Origin of the sequence: Mucilaginibacter pocheonensis (assembly GCF_031456535.1) — a bacterium.
In the GTDB taxonomy this organism is placed as follows: domain Bacteria; phylum Bacteroidota; class Bacteroidia; order Sphingobacteriales; family Sphingobacteriaceae; genus Mucilaginibacter; species Mucilaginibacter pocheonensis.
The window spans coordinates 649,517-667,576 of the sequence record NZ_JAVDUU010000002.1 but is presented as its reverse complement, the minus strand read 5'-3'; the positions used below and the strand labels follow the sequence as shown (position 1 = coordinate 667,576).

Here is an 18,060-nt window from a genome sequence, read left to right as displayed (position 1 = left end):
ATGGCAAACATCAATTCTTACCTCACATTCAATGGTAATTGCCTGGAGGCAATGACATTTTATAAAGATTGCCTCGGGGGCGAGCTCAGCGTTCAAACAGTTGGCGAATTGCAATTACCGCTTGCCGAGCCTATGCCACCCTGCATGGAAAAGTGCATTGTTCACGCTACGTTAATTAATGACTCTTTAGTAATTACCGCCTCTGATATGGTTCCTGAAACAGGTTTGATAAAAGGCAACTCCGTTTCGCTCTTACTGAGCTGTAACAGCGAAAACGAAGCAAGAACCTTTTATAATAAACTATCCATCGGCGGCGAGGCTACCCATCCCCTGGAAAATACTTACTGGGGTTCCATATTTGGCGATCTAACGGATAAGTTTGGCACACACTGGCTCATTAGCTTTGATAACCTCTACTGAATGTAATTTAAGCAATACTCAAACCGGGCTGCCTGATATTTAAACGCTTATGATGAAAAATATACGACCCAGCTAACAAAATATAGCCGATCAGTATAGGCAGCGATTGTAAAGTTTCGCCTATAGCGATGCCCGAAAATAAAGCGCCGGTAAGGTCAAAAGCAAACCCCGCGTAGGCCCACTCTTTAATTCTTGGGAATCCCGGAATTAAAATGGCTACCACTCCCAATAATTTGGCCGCCCCCATAAATGGCGATAAATAAGCCGGATAACCCAAATGCCTAAACACCGCAATGGCTTCGGGCATGGATAAAAGATCAGGAATGGCCCCCAACCCCATAAAAATTAAGAACAGAGCGGTAAAGATCCAGTAAATAATGTTTGTTTTCTTGGCAGACATAGGGTCGTATTTAAAGATTATTATGATTGATTTACACACATCCCGGTGTTTTGGGCTGTGCTTAAATATCTCTTTAACTTGCTATTACGCAGAACCTTCCCCAAGTGCGACAGTATTAAAGTGAATTTTCCGTATTTAACCATATTAACCAATAATACGCTTACCAGTATAATGAATAAACCCAGTATCTGCAATCCAGATATATTTTCATTGGCAAACAGGGTGCCCAACAATACCGCGATAACCGGGTTAACGTACGAGTGCGTACTTACCTCTGTAGCCGGACGCACTTTTAACAGCCATACATACGCGCTAAAAGCGGCAATGGAGCCAAAAAGTATAAGATAAGCAATGGCAAACCATGATTGTGCCGGCACCTGTGCAAAATGAAACGATTGAAATTCATGGTTAAACAAACCGGCGGGTATAAACGCCAGGCCTGCAATGATCATTTGCCATGATGTATTTACACGCGCGGGAGCATCGCTGCCACGTTTTTTGGAATATAATGAACCGACCGACCATGCGATGGGCCCGGCAAGTAATAAAAGCAAACCATTTAATTGCGCGTAACTAATGGCGCCGGCAAGTGATTTACTGATAGCCTCGCCAAACAGCAGGATTACGCCGGCAAACCCAAGTATAAGCCCGGCAATGGTGGTACGGCTTTTAAAATTAGTTTTCCAGTTTACTTTATCCAATAGCACAAACCAAATGGGATTAGCCGATACCATGATGGCCACCATGGCGCTGGGTAATGTACGCTCGGTCCAGATTACAATGCCGGTGGCTACAAAAAGCATGAGCAAACCGCTTATGCCCGAAGTGATGATATCCTTCATAACCCAAAGCTTGTCGCCTTTAAAGTAACACCAGGCCAGCAACAATACTCCGGCTGTAAAAAAGCGCATGGCGCCCATAAGCATTGGAGGGAAGCCTTGTACGGCCATTTGGATAAAAAAGTAAGTTGAACCCCATACTATATATACAATAACAAACGCTATTATTACTAAAAGGGTTGATGGTTTATTTGATGTTGATGATGCAGTTTCCATGTTATTTAATTTTTACAGGTACAGTACTGGGTTTGCCTTTTTCGGCTATAAAGAATACCAGTAGCTTTGCCGGTTTATTTGCACTGGTATTGCGGGTTACCGCGTGCAGGCCGTTTGGCTTTTCGTAAAAGGAGTCGCCTGGTTTATAATGGTACGTTTTACCCTCAAATGTTGATTCCAGCTCACCTTCAAGCAGGTAGCCAAAGGTTGGCACCGGATGCCGGTGCGGGGCAGATACGCTTGAAGGCGGAAAGGTTACCACCAGCATCTGTACTTCTTTATTACTGATGCCCGGCTGGTTCAGCATGGTTTTGAGCAAATAGGTTTCGGTTATTTTGCTGTTGGCGTTCTGATGGTCATGGTCCTGTGCATACAGCCTGCCCGGGTGTACAAATAAAAAGACCAAAATACAGGTGAATAGTGTTTTCATGTTTATGAGGTTTGCGGATCAAACAGCTTCCATGCTGCTTTTATCCTGGTAAATGCCTAATTGTTTATTAATTTTGCGGTGTTGCAGCCAGGAGTCAAAGCTCCAGGCGTAAGAAGGTAAAGTAGCCAGTAAAAAGCTGGCGGCACTCAGCGTGAAAACAGAATAGCCCAGGGGCGATTCGATCCCGAACGATAAGGCCATAGCCATTGCAAAGCAAAAGCCCAAAACCCCGCTACCTATAGCAGCCTGCCGGGTAAACAGCCCGAGCAAAATTAAAAGGCCGAATAAGGCTTCGCCTATAGTGGCTATAACTGCGAACGGCGGTATCAGCCATGCGGGCAAAAAACCCATTACCTGGCTGGCATAAGCCATAAAATGCGCCCAGTCGCCCCAGCCCACATGAGGTTTGCCATTGGCCCCCAATATACCCAGGCGATCAGCAACCTCCCAGATATAGGCCGAACCAATAGCTATCCGGAGATACAATGAGGCTAATTTGAAATTTTGAACGAGTTGCATAACGTAACTGACTTAATAAACAATACCTAAAGTTACGCTTAACCTGGACCACGTACATGGTCCACAAATCATAAACCATATAGTCCAGATGGTGACATTGTTATAAAACTTATTTAATTATTTGGCCTATATTTACAGGGTAAAATAAACCATTCAAATAGTCCAGCATGCTTTTAACCGGAAACTTAATAAGCATTGATAAAACAGCCCAAACCCCGGTATACCTTCAGGTGGCAAACGGTATCATTAACCATATCAGGCAGGGCAGTTTAAAACCGGGCGCCGCCCTGCCCGGCAGCCGTATACTTGCCAAAAACCTTGCAATACACCGGCAAACAGTAGTTGCGGCCTATGATGAACTGTATGCTCAAAGCTGGGTTGATGTTTATCCGCGCAAAGGCATCTTCATAGCAAAAAACTTACCTGATATAAAACCACGGCCTTTAACTGAAGCGGCCGAAAAAACCGGCTTCGCGTCAAAAACATATTTTGATGTTGATGATAATAAGATCCCTTTTAGCCAGCTGTTCACCCCGGCTAAAAACACCAACCTGGTGTTTAATGATGGTTTCCCCGATACGCGTTTAGCGCCTGTAGAATTGATGTTACGTGAATACCGGCGTTTTGGCAGCTATCATTTCACATCAAAATATTTAATGTACGGGCCCGAACATGGCTCAGAAAATTTGCGTGCTGAGCTTGCCCGTTTTTTGGGTGATACACGCGGATTACAGGTTAGCGCCGATCATATCATCATTACCAAGGGTGCGCAAATGGCGCTGTATCTTACCGCCCAGATACTGCTCTCCAAAAATGACACCGTAATAGCTGCCGATCCCGGATACCTTGAGGCTAATAACGTATTTGAGCAGGCGGGCGCAAATGTAGCGCTGGTGCCCGTTGATGATCATGGGATAAACCTTGATGCTGTAGAGGCCATTTGCAAAAAGAAAAAGGTAAGGCTGGTATATGTAATTCCACACCATCACCGCCCTACCACGGTAACCTTAAGTTCGGAGCGGCGCATGCAATTACTGGAGCTTGCCCATAAATATCGTTTCGCTATTATTGAGGACGATTATGACTATGACTTTCATTACTCCAGCGGCCCCATATTGCCACTGGCCAGTGCAGACTATTATGGCAGCATCATTTATATCGGGTCGTTTTGTAAAACCATAGCGCCGGGTATCCGCATAGGCTTTATGGTGGCTCCGCCAAATCTTATTGTTCAAGCTGCCCGGCTGCGCAAATTAATTGACCGGCAGGGCGAGCTGCTTTTAGAAGAAGCGATGGCCAGCCTGTTAAAAAATGGTGATATAGGCCGTCACCTCAAAAAAACAAACAAAATATACCACGAAAGGCGCGACACTCTTTGCAAGCTGTTAAAAGAGCAGCTGAATGACCATGTGAGCTTTAAGATCCCTGATGGCGGTTTTGCCGTTTGGGTAAACTATTTAAACGGAATTAAGGCGAATGAAGTGGCGCAAAAAGCGGCTGTCATGGGCCTGTCTGTCAGTAACGGCACGGGTTATTTTCATAACCCTGCACAAGCGGGCGGGTTTGTACGGCTTGGCTTTGCATCATTAACCCCAAAAGAAATTGAAACGGCTGTTGATATATTCGCCGGCGCAATCAAAAAGCTCCGTTAGTAGTTAATATAATCCTCGGTAAAGCTTCCATCGGCATAAAGGTCAATAAGGCCGTACCCGGGCGCGGTTTCCCTCCGGTTGCCCTCCCACCAGGCCCCGCTCACAGCGCCGTTGCATATATAGGTAACATGGTTGTAAACAACCTTATCGCGCAGGTGAATGTGGCCGCTCAGGCATAGCTTAACATTAGGGTGCCTGTAAAACAGGCTTATCAACTTAGCATTATCGGTATGCATATCCCCGCCAAGCATTACCCATTTGTTAACGGTATTATCTTCAATAAGATTGGTGGCGGTTAAAATAGGGATATGGGTCATGATCAGCACCGGCATATCGGCGCTGGTAGTTTTAAGCTCCTGCTCAAGCCAGGCATATTGTTCATGGCCCAGTTTGCCAATATACCAGGTATCATCAATATCTAAATGAACGCTGTCCAGTATAATGAATTTCCAGCCGCTTTGTATAAAACTATAATAAGGCTTTACAAGCCCCAGCTGATCCATGGAGTATTTTTTTCCATATATGGCTTGTCCTTTATCATTCTCGTTCCACCAAATATCATGGTTGCCCAAACAGTAATGTACCGGCAGGCTGCATTCCGTCTTCATTGTTGATTTGGTAAGCTGCCACTGGTCGTTAATGGTGCTTATGTTCTCTTTATTCATATCAAACACCATGTCACCGCCGTTTAATACGAAGTCAACTTTAGGCGTTTGTTGTTGTACATGGTGCAGGCATTTTACAAACCGTGCCGGCGCGTCAAATTTGTTTTTAAGATGGATGTCGGTTAAATGCGCAATCCTTAAAACAGGTTTCTTTTTTGCCTCAGTATTGCCAAATGTTAAGGAAGGGACCAAAAGCAGTCCCCCGATGTTTTTCAGAGCCGATCTTCTTTGCATAATCTTTTAGCTGTAGCTGCAAAGTTGCTTTATCTATTTCGATTTTACCTTAAATCGGGGTTAAATAATCTTCAAAAAATTTAGCAAACTTATCACAACCGGAATGCAATAGCCGCAAGCTGCTGCCAGTTCTCAGTATGTTGGTTAATCCCAAGCATTCGGGCGGTAAGTGTATAAATATCAGCTGCTGTATGGCCATGCTGACGCAGGTACCTGACAGACGTTGCCCCCGCCGATTTGGAGAGCTTTTGGCCCGATTGCTCCATAAGCAGCGGATGATGAAAAAACCCAATATGATGAAAAGCGCTTTGCTTAAGGGCCAAAGCCAGCTCATGTTGTGCCAGTGTAGACGGCCACAGGTCGTCCCCGCGTACCACCAGGTCAATCTCATAAAAAACATCGTCAATTAATGATGCAAGCTGGTATGATGGGAAGCCATCCTTCTTTTTAATAATAAAATTGTGCATGCTTGCCGGCAATGCGGCCCTGATGATGTGGCCGTCGTAATTTTTCACTGCCACATCATCACCTGTAGTAAGCAGGCGCCAGTTAACATTTTGGGCGGTTAAAGGCTGGTTATGCTCAAAACAGGTACAGCTGTTAACTAATCCTTCCTCGCGCATTTGCTTACGCGAACACGTACAGGCAAAAACAAGGCCCGCATCATATAATTGTTTAAAAGCAACATTATAAAGCGGCATCCGGTGCAGCTGGGAGTATTTATCCTTAAACTCTTTAATATCGCGCGGGCCCTCATCCCAGGGTATCTGCAAAAAGTTAAGGGTATCAAAAATATCCTGTAGGTACTCATCATTTACACGCAGCTGGTCAAGATCATCTATCCGCAGTAATATTTTAGCCCCGGTTTTTTGAGCAAGCCCGGCAGATATAGCAAAAGACAATACATTACCCAGGTGCAAAAAACCACTTGGCGTAGGAGCAATGCGGGTTTTATGGTAATTGGTAATATTGCTTATCACTTTTAATACAGCTGTACTTACGCCAAAGTACAAAAAGCAAAGCATCCGGTTAAATACCTGACCGGATATTTTTACATTTGCCGAAAAACACAAAATGATAGTACACCATGTTTTATTTTGGCTTAAAGCCGATACCAACGCTGATCAAAGAACTGAATTTCGCAAAGGCCTGCAGTCTTTACAGGGTATAGAAGTTATAAAAACATTGCACATTGGCACGCCCGTTACGGCTATTGATCGCCCCGTGGTTGATACAAGTTATACCTTTAGCTTAACCGTATTTTTTGACGACCTGGCCGCGCATGATGTTTACCAGGAGCATCCGCTGCATAAAGCGTTTTTGGAGCAGTTCCGCGTATTTTTTGAAAAAGTAGTTATTTACGATGCCGAATAAGGATAACTCCTTTGGTTAACCTTTTATAAAACAACAGGCCGCCTAATTAATGTTAAGCGGCCTGTTGCTTTTGATGCTAAAGTAGATACCGGCTTTGCTTTCCATTTAAGTACGACAGTTAAAGAACCGTACAAGCATGATACCTGCACACTTTTTAAGCCGTTGGGCCCGGTTTTGGGTTATCCTTTTACATATTTTGTAAACATTTTTAATTGCTTTTACAATAAGTGTAAAGTATTAAAAGGCGATTTACAATTTGATGTCAAAATATAAAGTTGCTTTATTATTGAGTGCCAATTAAATACATTTGACTATGTAAAAAGCTTATTATCAGCTTATTTTTTGCATTTGTAATAAAAACACCACCAAACTTTATCTTGCCGTTATAACACAGCATGCTATACAACACAGGTTTGAAACAGGCAATGCAAAAAAGCTGTAACAAAGTTTGGCCGGTACAAAACAAATTACGGTAAACCCATCATGTAAGTGATATTGCGAAGCTGTGACCAGCCCTTAATTTAATTGAACTTGTCCGTTCAAAAAACAACCCGTATTTACAATTTAAATATCCTGCTAACAATGTTATTCAATAAGTACAGAATCAAAACTACTGATGTTGGTTATGCCAGTCACCCCTCGGTCATACCGTTTGGCAAAATAAATGGATTGCCCAAACCTGATGCAAAAACTGTTAAAACAATATGGTATGATGATGAGGCATGATTTGATGGTCAGCATCTGCTGTATTACCTACAACCAGGAAAGGTTTATAGGCCAGGCTATTGAAAGTTTTATGATGCAGCAAACTGATTTTCAGTTTGAAATTGTTATTGGAAACGATTGTTCAAAGGATGGTACAGCCGCGGTGGTTGAATCGTTCATTGAAAAATATCCCGGAAAGATCAGGATGCTTACGAACGAAAAAAATGTGGGTTGCCACCACAACATGATCAACACACTTAAAGTTTGTAAAGGCAAGTATATTGCGCTATGCGAAGGTGATGACTACTGGACCGACCCCAACAAGCTGCAAAAACAGGTTGATTTTTTAGAGAATAACCCGGAGTATATTATTTGCTGCCACTATACAAAAGTGGTTGACACCGATAACAACACCCTGTATGTAAATCCAAAGCCCTCGCCTTTGGTACATACCTATTATGATTTGCTTACCGGGAAACAGGAAGAAACAAAAACGGCTACTGTATTATACCATAATGTGCCCGAAGTACACCAGCTATTTCAAAAACCATGGTATTTTGCCTGCTTTGCCGGCGATAAAATGTTAAAACTTTACGCCACCTTTAATACAGGCCTTAGTATATATGTAATGCCCGAGGTAATGAGCTGCTACCGGAACCATGTTGACGGTATATGGAGCATGATCAAAGTAGAATCGCGGATGGAAATGATGATCAGCGATTTTAACCTCATCATTAAACACTTTAGCTACCCGGCGTTTCAAAAGAAAAAGCTGTTGCTGCTATATGTAAAGAGATATATATTGTTTGAGCTGGCACGTTTTAGGATCCGCAAAGCTTATGATACTGTAAAATATCTGCTTTAACCCTCCCTCGCTGATCATTTATTACCTGATTGAGCATCATGGCAACACCGGCTATGATGCCGGTGATACGTATTGGCTTTTTTTAATTGACCAGGCTGTATAAAAAGGAGAAGGGCGCCGGGCGTTTAAAAATTTGTACAGCATTACACAACCACTACCCCCTCGCTTTCATTAACCCGAAAACATCCCTTATAAGTAGCCTTTAACCAATTATTTTACGTGCTCAAACCAACCTTATTTTATGCTTTACCGAAACTTTACCATCCGAAACAAAGAGCAATGGGATGCTTATATAACTAAGTCAAAAATGCACGAAGCGTATCATACCTGGTACTATCATTCTTTAAATAAAGAAGGCGAGGCGCTTTTATTTGTGCATGAAGAAGACGCTTTTTTTATTGCGCTGCCCGTAATTAAACGAAAGATCGAAGGCTCCTTACTTTTCGACCTGACCTCCGCTTATGGTTATTGCGGGCCGATGTCTGATATTGACCTCTCAGCTTTACCGCTACAAACCATTGCAAATTTTAAAGCGGCGTTTACAAACTTCATGAAAGAAGAAAATGCCATTTGCATATTTTCAAGACTGCACCCGTTCATGAATCAGCACCATTTGCTGCAAAGCATTGGGGGCCTGCAAGAAAACGGCACAACTTTATATATAGACCTTTCATTACCTGTTGAGGATCAAAGAGGTCGGTATGACAGAAGGCTTTTTAGGCAGATAAGAAAACTGCGCGAAAAAGGTTATGTGATGACGGAGGTTAATAATAAGGACGCGATTAAAAATTTCACCGAAATGTACTGCAAAAACATGGACCGGGTGAACGCCTCGCCAAACTATTATTTTGATGAACAGTACTTCGCCGATCTTTTAAATGTAGATGGTTTTGAAAATAAGCTCCTGCTTATTTACGACGGACCGGAGCTTATATGCGGGGCGCTCGTGTTATTGTCTGACAATATTATTCGCAATCACCTTTCGGCCACATCGCCTGAGTATCTGAAAGAATCGCCGAGCAAACTATTAACAGACGAGATAAGTATGATTGGAAGAAGGCTTGGGAAAAAGATCTTCCACCTGGGCGGCGGCGTAGGCGGCAAGGAGGATTCTCTTTTTACTTTTAAAAGGTACTTTTCTGATCTGCAGGTAAAGGACCATATATGGTGTTACATTAATGATGAACCTGCCTATAATGAGCTTGTTTTAAAAGCCGGAACAGAGATCAATGCGGAGTCGGGCTATTTCCCTTTATACCGCCAGCCCAAAAGAAAAACCCAGCCGTATGTATCAAACATAGAAGCCAGTACTATTTAACCGTTATCAATTACAAGATGAAAAATAAATTTGTTTATTCTGCAACTGACCTAACCACCTTTGATAAAATAATGGCTGATTATGGTTGGATTATTTATGAAGATGCATTAGATGCTAATTTTATTGAAGAGATTACCAGTTCATTGGTAAAAGCTTATGAGGTAAGGCGCGAAATTCAAATTGCAAACGGGATAGGTGCAAACATGAACGGCACACTTCACCATTTGGTGGAAAGAGATACTTTTACTTTGAAATTTCTTGACCAAAAATATTGTGCAAACCAGATAAAGCACTTCTTAAAAGGGAACTACATCCTGAACTCGCTGGGGGCTGTGATCAATTTAAAAGATGACAGGCCTTATGTGCAAAATATCCACAGGGACGTCAGGAGCTTTACCGGGGATTTTAAAGTAATGATCCAAATGATGATTATTTTAGATGATTTTACCCTTGAAAATGGGGCGACCTATTTTCTTTCGGGTTCCCATAAAAAGGACGACAGGCCGGATGATGATTATTTTTATAATAATGCCGATCGCGCGGTAGCAAAAAAGGGCAGCATTATTTTGTTTGACTCCAACTTGTGGCACGCCGCCGGGAAGAACAACACGAATGAGAAAAGACGTACGCTCACCATGGCGTTCACCCGTCCGTTCTTTAAACAGCAGCTTGACTACCCCCGGTTTTTAGGCTATGCCTTTGGCGAAACTCTGAATGAAGATCTGCGGCAGGTTTTGGGTTATAATTCCAGGACTCCCGAAAATTTGGATGAATATTATCAGCCAGTTGAAAAGAGGATGTACCAGCCGGGACAGGGTTAAAGCAAGGTTGTGCAGATGACTTTTATATAAAAAACGCTGTCAATTCCGGCATTTCACTTTTTTGCTCCAAAACAGCACCAAATAAAGTTAAAAACGAATGGAATAGATAGTTTTTATGCGTTTTTTGTTGATATTTAATCAAAAAATGATGGTCTAAACGCACATTTGCCGCATTAGCGCTCAAAGAAAAAGACAAAAAAAAGCCGTTTCATAATTTACTTATGAAACGGCTTTTTCATTTATTATTGAATCTGTTTTAAACAGATAACCTGCCTTCATGCGAATCTGTTGAACCAAGGCTGCCTTCGCGCGCCGGCTCATGTGGTTTATCCGTAAACGGCGAACCCTTAACAAAAAGGCCCATTACAACAATTAAACCACCTAAAAACACCTGCGGCCAAAAGGTTATTGCGGCATAACCATATATCCACGGCGAGCATAACAGGAATGAACCAGAAAGCACATCCAGGAAATTATGCATTCCCATAGGGAATTGTTTAATAAAACCCAATTTATTATTGCCAAAGATGGCCATTATAAGCTGGAACCATCCTATGATCATCGGCAGCAGTAAAGCAGAACCTATTTTATGACCCTCAAAACCAAATAACCATGGAGATGCGATCAGTACAATAGCAATTACATAGTTTAAACCGGCATAAAGTGTTTTTGGAATAAAACTTTTCATTTTTTAGCGAATTGTTGTAATTTATCTATATAAATATTATGTGTATCAAAAATTGTTTCAAAGTTAGCATTTATACAGGCAGTTGGCAATTAAAATGTGCATAATATAAATTGTACTGCTTTATGCATTTATTAATTATAAAAAACTACCTTTAATTGATCAGAAAGCGATCTTTTTTCTTCTGCTAAGCCAGGCATTGAACTATGAGCCCGGCAAATACCACAACAATATAAGCTAACGGGCACAAATAATCAGTGACCCAGTTTTATCTAACACTAAAAAACTATAAGACTATGAGCAAGGACAGACAGGCTATAAAGGAAAAAAAGAAACCCGCATCTGAAGGCAGTAAAAAAGCCCCTTCAGATTATCAATCAGGCAAAAAGGATTTTGTAAAGCCTATTGGAGACACCGGAAAAAAGAAAAAACAATAGCGCGAGAAAACAATAAAGCCCTGTAATAGAGACTATAACAGGGCTTTATTATTAACAATGTGCCATTAATTGTTATTGGGTGTTATTGTTTAGCTTTGCTTTTCGAATTGATGATAATCACCCCATTGGCACCCCGGCTACCATAAATGGCAACTGCTCCCTTGTCTTTAATAACATTAATACTGGCAATATTGTCTGAATTTAATGCTGTCATATCTGCCTTGGTTATTACTTTACCATCTAATATGTACAAGGGTTCGGGGCCCTGGTTGTTTTTATTGCTTCTAAATACAATAGAAGGCTGATTATTATGCCTTTTACCGGTGTCCTGTACAGCCGCAAATAAAACACCATTGCTTTGATCGCTTGATTCAACCGCTCCGGTTTTATTGGTACCCGGTTTACTTGATTTATCGTCATTTGCCAAACTAAAGTTAATTGGGACAGAATATTGAACGCGTACCGGTTCGCCGTTCTGTATGCCGGGCTTCCATTTTGGCGAGAGTTGCAGCACTCGCCGGGATTCATTATCCAACCCTTCGGTTACACCCCTTGTAATTTTAATATCAGTTAGTTCTCCATCCGGCTCTACAATAAAAGTCGCGATTACCCTTCCCTGTACACCCTTCTCCCGGTCGGCTTTGGGATATTTGATATTTGAAGCCAAAAACCTGCCGAAAGCATTAACTCCTCCGGGAAATTCAGGAACCTGTTCAACTGATGTAAATACCTGTCCGGTTTCCTTTGACACCGGTTTACCAGTCTCATTTGCTAATGTAAAGCTGATTGGAATGGAATACTGAACCCGCACTTTTTTTCCTTTAACGTTCCCAGGCTTCCATTTAGGCGATAATTTAAGCACTCTTACAGATTCATTATCCAAACCCTTGCTAATTCCCCTTACAACCTTTAAGTCAGACAAGGATCCATCCTTTTCAACAACAAAGGTTACAACAACGCGTCCCTGAATTCCTTTTTCGCGTTCGGCTTTGGGATACTTGATATTGGTACCTAAAAACCGGCCCAAAGCGTCAAGCCCGCCCGGAAACACAGGCACCTGATCAACCGAGGTAAATACCTTGCTGCGTGCGGTATCGGCAACCGCAATTCCATTGCCTGATGTGCCGTCGTCATCAAAAGCGTCTCCTAAAAAAGTGGGTTCAGCAGGTGTAGTAAATAATTGGTGTGCTTTATTGTTAATAGTAGTAACGGGTTTACTGTTATTAATGGTAGCTGATGATAAAATAAGCATCAGGATAAACAACGGGGCCGAAAGCCCGTATTTAATGAGCGATATACGCTGTGATCTATCTTTTTGTAACATGATAATACGCTGTTTTAATAAACTGTGGTTATAAAATGGATTCACTAATCGATGAGCCGGTGTTTCAAATGTTTGGCTCAACAGTAATAAGGCGTAATCAGCTTTGTTGGTGCCCGCTTGTACAGCCTGCCTGTCGGCAATGTATTCATGAATGTGTTTAATAGCATAACAATACAGATATACCACCGGGTTAAACCAGTTAATGATCATTACCAGTTCAATAAGCAATACATCTGCCGAGTGCCATTGTTGCGCGTGTACCCGTTCATGGGCAGCAATGATCAGGTTATCAGCATTATCCTCATCCAGCCTGATCTTATTAAAAAAAGAGTAAGCGGCTTTCGCCCGCGGTTGGTTAATTACCCTCCTTAATTTGATAAGTTGCCACATGAGCCGCAACGATAAAAATAATATGCCCACGCCATACAAAACAGTAAGAACCTGACCAATACTAATGTGGGTGGCCTCAATGGGCTTAAAACCGTAAACCAATACCGGACTGCTATAAATAGTATATTTTACCTGTTGTGTAATAAACAAATTCCGAACCCAGTCTACCTGTATAAGTGGTATAAAGAACGATAGTAACGCGGCCGTTACAAGGTAGATCCGGTTAAGTTGAAAGAAAGTTTCTTTCCGCAACAGCAAAACATAAAAAGCATAGAACAGCACCAGGTAAATATTTACCAGTAATAAGTATTGCCACCAGTTCATTTTTTATTTGTCTTTAAGTTTCTCTATCAGTTTCATAATGGCATCCGCCTCTTTCAGGTCTATCTTTTCTTTTTTTACAAAGAACGACAGCATGCGGTTTACCGAATTGTCAAAGTACCCGCTTAGCAGCTTATCAGCAGCGAAGTTCTGGTATTGGTCTTTGCTCACCACCGGATGGTACTGGTGGCTTTTGCCAAAAGCGGTATGCCCAACAAAACCCTTGGTTTCCAATATCCTGATAATGGTTGATACCGTATTATAAGCAGGCTTAGGCTCGGGTAACAGATCGATCACATCTTTTACATAACCCTTTTCAAGTTGCCATAATACCTGCATAATTTGCTCTTCGGCGCGCGTTAACTCTTTAATTTCCATAGTGCTCATTGATAGTTTTTTGATGCATTAACCAACACTGCATCAAATTTTCCAATTGGTTAATCTAAGGTAAAAACTATAATTCAAATTAACAACTAAAGTTTTAGTTTTTATTTTATTAAACTTTTATTGTGCATTTTCGTTAGCAAATTATACTCTTTATAAATGAATATAACCTTTCATGGGGCTGCCCGGAATGTTACCGGCAGCAAACACCTTATCAGACTAAAAAACGATACTTCTATTTTATTGGACTGCGGTATGTTCCAGGGGTTGGGTGATCAATCTGAGGATATGAACGAGCATTTTGGGTTTAACCCTAAAAAGGTCGATTTCATGATATTATCGCATGCGCATATTGATCATTGCGGCCTTATCCCGCGTTTGGTAGCCGAAGGTTTTAACGGCCCTATATTTTGCACATCGGCTACTATGGACCTGACCCGGATACTGTTGATGGACTCAGCTCACATACAAATGCAGGATGTTGAGTACAGCAACAAACACCGCGCCCGCAAAGGTTTGCCATTATTAACCGCTCTTTATACTGATGAGCAGGCTATGGACGCTCTAAGGTTGTTTAAAATTGTTGAATATCATGAAGAGTATGAAATAACGCCACAGGTAAAATTTAGCTTTACCGATGCCGGGCACATTTTGGGCAGCGCGGTTGTACATTTAGTTATACAGGAAGACGGGAAATCAACCCATATTACTTTTAGCGGTGACGTAGGCCGTTATAATGATATGCTGTTAAACGATCCGGAAACATTTGGGCAGGCCGATTATATTTTGCTGGAGTCAACTTATGGTGATTCGCTGCATAAAGACCTTGCCCCCATTGACCAGGCTTTGCTTGATATTATCAGGCAAACCTGCCTGGTAAAAAGGGGCAAACTAATTATCCCGGCATTCAGTGTTGGCCGCACACAGGAGTTATTATATGCCCTTAACGCCCTTGAATTAGAAGGGCAGTTGCCCGATATACCGTATTATGTGGATAGCCCGCTATCACAAAAAGCTACTGAGGTGCTTATGAACCATCCAGAAGTATATAATAACGATGTTAAAGAAGTTTTAAAAACCGATGCCAACCCTTTTGGATTTAAAGGCCTCCGCTTCATACAATCAACCGAAGAATCCAAGGCCTTAAATGATGATAACCGCCCTTGTGTAATCATCTCTTCATCGGGCATGGCCGAAGCCGGCAGGGTAAAGCACCACATTAAGAACAACATAGGCAATAGCAAGAACACTATTTTAATGGTGGGTTACTGTGAGCCAAATTCACTGGGCGGCCATTTACTAAAGGGCGACCATGAAGTGCATATTTTTGGTGAAACATTTGATGTTAGGGCCGAGGTAAGGTCGATCAAATCAATGAGCGCTCATGGCGACTATGAGGACCTGCTTCATTTCCTGGCAGGTCAGGATCCGGAAAAGGTAAAAAAAATATTCCTTGTTCATGGCGAGTATGAAGTGCAGCAGCACTTTAGCGACACGTTAAAAGAAAAGGGCTTTAAACATATTGAGATTCCTTACCAGCATCAGAAAATAGAACTGGATAAAAAAGCGCGCTATTGTTACCGAACAATAACGCACTTTTTGTTTTTTTACCTGGCTGGCTGTGGCTGCGGCAATGCTTTTCTTGGTATCATTTGTACCCGTTCAGAAGTATTGTAAACAAACGAAGCAATAATAGTTGCTGCCTGTTTAAGGTCGTCTTCGATCAGGCGGTCATAAGTGTCCTGGTTGCTGTGATGGGTACGTGAACCATAATCAACAGGGTCCTGTATAAACTGGAAACCCGGGATGCCTACTGCATCGAAAGAAAGATGATCCGTTCCACCGGTATTCCTGATGGTTAAGGTTGTTGCGCCAAGATCTTTAAACGGCTCGAGCCACGATTTAAATATCGGTCCCGCAGCCGAATCACCCTGTAAGTAAATGCCCCTAATTTTTCCTGTTCCATTATCCAGGTTATAATAAGCAGAAAGCTTGGCCTGCTCGGGCTTTAATTCCATAGTTTTGGGATCGCCAAAATGATTTAACACATATCCGCGCGAGCCAAATAATCCCTGCTCTTCCGAACTCCATAGCGCTATGCGTATGGTACGCTTAGGTTTAAAATTAATAGCTTTTAAAATGCGTATTGCTTCCATCATTACTGCACTGCCCGCGGCATTATCAGTAGCGCCGGTTGCAGCATGCCATGAGTCAAGGTGACCGCCAATCATAACCACCTGTTCTTTTAACCTTTTGTCGGTTCCGGGTATTTCGGCAACTACATCATATCCCTGCATATCGTTGGTTAAAAACTGCGTTTTAATATCAGCCTCCAGTTGCACCTTTTGCCCGGAATTTGCCAAACGTAAAATACGCTGATAATCTTCGCTGCTGGTTTCCAGCTCAGGTGCTACAGCTTTGGCGGTATCAGCATATGAGGCGCCATTTGTTGTAAACACCGTACCATCGGTTCCGCGGGCCTGGCTTAAAATCAGCGCCGCTTTTTCGGCATATGCAAAATCTCTTAAGGCAGCCTGAAAAGCCCGCGCTTTACGCATGGCTGCAAACTGAGGCGAATTTGAATCAAACGCCCTGCGTTGTGCGGCCGGCTGTTCTGTAGCATTGGCCATTTCAGCAAGTTCTTCATCGGTGTAACGGGCCGCATCTGATTTAAAACTACGCTCAACAAGAGGTTTTACATCGAATATTACCACCTTGTTTTGTAATTTCCCTTTATATTTATCCAGATCAATAGCCGAGTCGGCTTTAACCACTATTACATCGCCTTTAATTAATCCGTTAGTTCCCGGCGTCCATGCTTTGGGAATAGCTATAATGGCGTGATAATATGGAAGTGTAATAGCGGCATAGTTTTTTTGAACTTCCCAGCCCTTGCCAAATTTGCCCCAGGGCTCCAGTTTGGCATTTACCAATCCCCAGGTTTTTAACTGGCTTACGGCCCAATCTTGGGCCCGTTTTAATCCGGGAGAGCCTGAAAGACGCGGGCCGGCAACATCAGTAAGGTAAAAGGCAGTTTCCATTACTTTTGAATGGTTTAAGCCTTCCTCGCGTATCTTTTGTATAATCGCGGGGTCAACGGTTTCCTGTGCAAATAAAGGCAGGGATATTCCCGCCGAAATAAGGCATGAAAAAAGTAGTTTTAATTTCATAAACAATAAATTAATGTGATCAGTTAATAACAAACCTATCCATTTATTGCTTAAAAATCACCAGCCGGCGCTAACAAAGTTGTTACATGTGAAATTTTTGAAACCGAAAATTGCCTACAGCAACCTTAGCCATTGGTCAGTTTATTCCGTGCGGTTAATTGATGAGCAGCTTATAGCCGCGACCATGTACGTTAATGATCTCTACGTTAGGATCGTCCTTTAAATACTTGCGTATCTTGCTCAAAAACACATCCATGCTGCGGCCGTTAAAATAATTATCATCATGCCATATGTTCAGCAAAGCTTCCTCACGCGTAAGCACTTCATTTTTACGCATGCAAAGCAGCCTAAGCAATTCGGCCTCTTTGGTCGATAGTTTTTGCTGCATATCGCCAATAGTGATGATCTGCGTGGTATAATCAAATGTATAGCGACCTATTTTAAAAAGGGTTTGCTTTTCTTCCTCCTTTTTCTCGGTGTTTTCGGTACGTTTAAGCAAGGCGTTAATGCGGAGCAGCAACTCCTCGATGCGGAAAGGTTTGGTAATATAATCATCGCCACCCAGGTTAAAGGCTTGCATTTTATCCTCTATCATGCCCTTGGCGGTGGCAAAAATAATAGGTACATGCGGATTTATTTTACGGATATCCTTACCCAATGTAAAGCCATCTTTTTTGGGCATCATTACATCCAATATCAACAGGTCATATGTTTGTTTGGTAAAAGCCCGCAAACCTTCTTCACCATCCTTACACAAAACAACATCAAATTTACCCTTTAACTGCAGGTAGTCCTGTAGTAGCAAACCCAAATTGGCATCATCCTCAACCAGTAGTATTTTCTTCATGTAATTTGTTTAGCCCGGAAGTCGGAAAAGACCGCAAATCCCGG

General features: G+C 42.2%; 19 protein-coding genes. 8 read left to right on the top strand and 11 right to left on the bottom strand.

Features of this window, described 5'->3' with window-relative positions:
* Positions 1 to 420: a VOC family protein gene (locus J2W55_RS09845; protein ID WP_310094979.1), complete on the top strand. Its 420-nt coding sequence runs from the start codon at positions 1 to 3 to the stop codon at positions 418 to 420.
* 7 nt (positions 421 to 427) lie between these two features.
* On the opposite strand, the gene J2W55_RS09840 is transcribed toward J2W55_RS09845, so the two are convergent.
* The 4 genes from J2W55_RS09840 to J2W55_RS09825 are packed head-to-tail and all read right to left on the bottom strand — an operon-like array spanning position 428 to position 2,824.
* Positions 428 to 820, bottom strand: a complete 393-nt coding sequence (locus J2W55_RS09840) for a DoxX family protein (RefSeq protein WP_310094976.1) — start codon at positions 818 to 820, stop codon at positions 428 to 430.
* A 20-nt stretch (positions 821 to 840) separates the two neighbouring features.
* Positions 841 to 1,875 (bottom strand): EamA family transporter, encoded by a 1,035-nt coding sequence (locus J2W55_RS09835; protein WP_310094974.1) that lies wholly within the window; start codon positions 1,873 to 1,875, stop codon positions 841 to 843.
* 1 nt (position 1,876) lies between these two features.
* Positions 1,877 to 2,305, bottom strand: a complete 429-nt coding sequence (locus J2W55_RS09830) for a cupin domain-containing protein (protein WP_310094972.1) — start codon at positions 2,303 to 2,305, stop codon at positions 1,877 to 1,879.
* A gap of 18 nt (positions 2,306 to 2,323) precedes the next feature.
* Complete coding sequence (locus J2W55_RS09825) at positions 2,324 to 2,824, bottom strand: TQO small subunit DoxD (protein ID WP_310094969.1); 501 nt, start codon at positions 2,822 to 2,824, stop codon at positions 2,324 to 2,326.
* Between the two features lie 167 nt (positions 2,825 to 2,991).
* Here J2W55_RS09825 and pdxR point away from each other — a divergent pair, with 167 nt between their 5' ends.
* Entirely contained in the window at positions 2,992 to 4,476 is a 1,485-nt protein-coding gene (gene pdxR / locus J2W55_RS09820; RefSeq protein ID WP_310094967.1) for a MocR-like pyridoxine biosynthesis transcription factor PdxR, read from the top strand.
* Here the strand turns inward: pdxR and J2W55_RS09815 are convergent.
* Together J2W55_RS09815 and J2W55_RS09810 are read right to left on the bottom strand one after the other, a co-directional pair.
* Entirely contained in the window at positions 4,473 to 5,375 is a 903-nt protein-coding gene (locus J2W55_RS09815) for a metallophosphoesterase family protein (RefSeq protein ID WP_310094965.1), read from the bottom strand. The two genes, pdxR and J2W55_RS09815, sit on opposite strands and share 4 nt — an antisense overlap.
* 92 nt (positions 5,376 to 5,467) lie before the next feature.
* A complete protein-coding gene (locus J2W55_RS09810; protein WP_310094962.1) occupies positions 5,468 to 6,400 on the bottom strand; it encodes a glutamate--tRNA ligase family protein in 933 nt (310 codons plus the stop codon).
* A gap of 49 nt (positions 6,401 to 6,449) precedes the next feature.
* Here J2W55_RS09810 and J2W55_RS09805 point away from each other — a divergent pair, with 49 nt between their 5' ends.
* From J2W55_RS09805 to J2W55_RS09790, 4 genes are all read left to right on the top strand, one after another.
* The gene (locus J2W55_RS09805; RefSeq protein ID WP_310094959.1) at positions 6,450 to 6,749 is read left to right on the top strand and encodes a Dabb family protein; all 300 of its coding nucleotides are present in this window, start codon (positions 6,450 to 6,452) and stop codon (positions 6,747 to 6,749) included.
* 682 nt (positions 6,750 to 7,431) lie between these two features.
* Positions 7,432 to 8,319 (top strand): glycosyltransferase family 2 protein, encoded by an 888-nt coding sequence (locus J2W55_RS09800; protein WP_310094957.1) that lies wholly within the window; start codon positions 7,432 to 7,434, stop codon positions 8,317 to 8,319.
* Positions 8,320 to 8,560: 241 nt separating this feature from the next.
* Positions 8,561 to 9,637: a GNAT family N-acetyltransferase gene (locus J2W55_RS09795; RefSeq protein ID WP_310094954.1), complete on the top strand. Its 1,077-nt coding sequence runs from the start codon at positions 8,561 to 8,563 to the stop codon at positions 9,635 to 9,637.
* A 17-nt stretch (positions 9,638 to 9,654) separates the two neighbouring features.
* Positions 9,655 to 10,458 (top strand): phytanoyl-CoA dioxygenase family protein, encoded by an 804-nt coding sequence (locus J2W55_RS09790; protein ID WP_310094951.1) that lies wholly within the window; start codon positions 9,655 to 9,657, stop codon positions 10,456 to 10,458.
* A gap of 256 nt (positions 10,459 to 10,714) precedes the next feature.
* Here J2W55_RS09790 and J2W55_RS09785 read toward each other — a convergent pair whose 3' ends face one another.
* Positions 10,715 to 11,146 (bottom strand): SPW repeat domain-containing protein, encoded by a 432-nt coding sequence (locus J2W55_RS09785; protein ID WP_310094948.1) that lies wholly within the window; start codon positions 11,144 to 11,146, stop codon positions 10,715 to 10,717.
* 293 nt (positions 11,147 to 11,439) lie between these two features.
* Between J2W55_RS09785 and J2W55_RS09780 the strand changes: the two genes are divergently transcribed.
* Complete coding sequence (locus tag J2W55_RS09780; protein WP_310094944.1) at positions 11,440 to 11,580, top strand: hypothetical protein; 141 nt, start codon at positions 11,440 to 11,442, stop codon at positions 11,578 to 11,580.
* A gap of 82 nt (positions 11,581 to 11,662) precedes the next feature.
* On the opposite strand, the gene J2W55_RS09775 is transcribed toward J2W55_RS09780, so the two are convergent.
* Together J2W55_RS09775 and J2W55_RS09770 are read right to left on the bottom strand one after the other, a co-directional pair.
* Complete coding sequence (locus J2W55_RS09775) at positions 11,663 to 13,618, bottom strand: TonB family protein (RefSeq protein ID WP_310094942.1); 1,956 nt, start codon at positions 13,616 to 13,618, stop codon at positions 11,663 to 11,665.
* Between the two features lie 3 nt (positions 13,619 to 13,621).
* Positions 13,622 to 13,993 carry a BlaI/MecI/CopY family transcriptional regulator gene (locus J2W55_RS09770; protein WP_310096478.1) on the bottom strand — a complete coding sequence of 124 codons (372 nt, stop codon included), beginning with the start codon at positions 13,991 to 13,993 and terminating at the stop codon, positions 13,622 to 13,624.
* Between the two features lie 165 nt (positions 13,994 to 14,158).
* On the opposite strand from J2W55_RS09770, the gene J2W55_RS09765 reads away from it, so the two are divergent.
* Positions 14,159 to 15,676: an MBL fold metallo-hydrolase RNA specificity domain-containing protein gene (locus tag J2W55_RS09765; protein WP_310094938.1), complete on the top strand. Its 1,518-nt coding sequence runs from the start codon at positions 14,159 to 14,161 to the stop codon at positions 15,674 to 15,676.
* Here the strand turns inward: J2W55_RS09765 and J2W55_RS09760 are convergent.
* Both J2W55_RS09760 and J2W55_RS09755 read right to left on the bottom strand, forming a co-directional pair.
* Positions 15,607 to 17,169, bottom strand: a complete 1,563-nt coding sequence (locus J2W55_RS09760) for a M20/M25/M40 family metallo-hydrolase (protein ID WP_310094936.1) — start codon at positions 17,167 to 17,169, stop codon at positions 15,607 to 15,609. The genes J2W55_RS09765 and J2W55_RS09760 overlap by 70 nt on opposite strands.
* Positions 17,170 to 17,323: 154 nt before the next feature.
* Positions 17,324 to 18,016, bottom strand: a complete 693-nt coding sequence (locus J2W55_RS09755) for a response regulator transcription factor (RefSeq protein WP_310094933.1) — start codon at positions 18,014 to 18,016, stop codon at positions 17,324 to 17,326.
* Between the last annotated feature and the right edge of the window lie 44 nt (positions 18,017 to 18,060).

Coding starts and splice junctions, on each gene's coding strand:
- J2W55_RS09770 (WP_310096478.1), bottom strand. CDS start 13,993: ATGGAAATTAAAGAGTTAACGCGCGCCGAAGAGCAAATTATGCAGGTA.
- J2W55_RS09825 (WP_310094969.1), bottom strand. CDS start 2,824: ATGCAACTCGTTCAAAATTTCAAATTAGCCTCATTGTATCTCCGGATA.
- J2W55_RS09805 (WP_310094959.1), top strand. CDS start 6,450: ATGATAGTACACCATGTTTTATTTTGGCTTAAAGCCGATACCAACGCT.
- J2W55_RS09755 (WP_310094933.1), bottom strand. CDS start 18,016: ATGAAGAAAATACTACTGGTTGAGGATGATGCCAATTTGGGTTTGCTA.
- pdxR (WP_310094967.1), top strand. CDS start 2,992: ATGCTTTTAACCGGAAACTTAATAAGCATTGATAAAACAGCCCAAACC.
- J2W55_RS09800 (WP_310094957.1), top strand. CDS start 7,432: ATGCAAAAACTGTTAAAACAATATGGTATGATGATGAGGCATGATTTG.
- J2W55_RS09765 (WP_310094938.1), top strand. CDS start 14,159: ATGAATATAACCTTTCATGGGGCTGCCCGGAATGTTACCGGCAGCAAA.
- J2W55_RS09830 (WP_310094972.1), bottom strand. CDS start 2,305: ATGAAAACACTATTCACCTGTATTTTGGTCTTTTTATTTGTACACCCG.
- J2W55_RS09785 (WP_310094948.1), bottom strand. CDS start 11,146: ATGAAAAGTTTTATTCCAAAAACACTTTATGCCGGTTTAAACTATGTA.
- J2W55_RS09795 (WP_310094954.1), top strand. CDS start 8,561: ATGCTTTACCGAAACTTTACCATCCGAAACAAAGAGCAATGGGATGCT.
- J2W55_RS09790 (WP_310094951.1), top strand. CDS start 9,655: ATGAAAAATAAATTTGTTTATTCTGCAACTGACCTAACCACCTTTGAT.
- J2W55_RS09810 (WP_310094962.1), bottom strand. CDS start 6,400: ATGCTTTGCTTTTTGTACTTTGGCGTAAGTACAGCTGTATTAAAAGTG.
- J2W55_RS09835 (WP_310094974.1), bottom strand. CDS start 1,875: ATGGAAACTGCATCATCAACATCAAATAAACCATCAACCCTTTTAGTA.
- J2W55_RS09840 (WP_310094976.1), bottom strand. CDS start 820: ATGTCTGCCAAGAAAACAAACATTATTTACTGGATCTTTACCGCTCTG.
- J2W55_RS09760 (WP_310094936.1), bottom strand. CDS start 17,169: ATGAAATTAAAACTACTTTTTTCATGCCTTATTTCGGCGGGAATATCC.
- J2W55_RS09845 (WP_310094979.1), top strand. CDS start 1: ATGGCAAACATCAATTCTTACCTCACATTCAATGGTAATTGCCTGGAG.
- J2W55_RS09815 (WP_310094965.1), bottom strand. CDS start 5,375: ATGCAAAGAAGATCGGCTCTGAAAAACATCGGGGGACTGCTTTTGGTC.
- J2W55_RS09780 (WP_310094944.1), top strand. CDS start 11,440: ATGAGCAAGGACAGACAGGCTATAAAGGAAAAAAAGAAACCCGCATCT.
- J2W55_RS09775 (WP_310094942.1), bottom strand. CDS start 13,618: ATGAACTGGTGGCAATACTTATTACTGGTAAATATTTACCTGGTGCTG.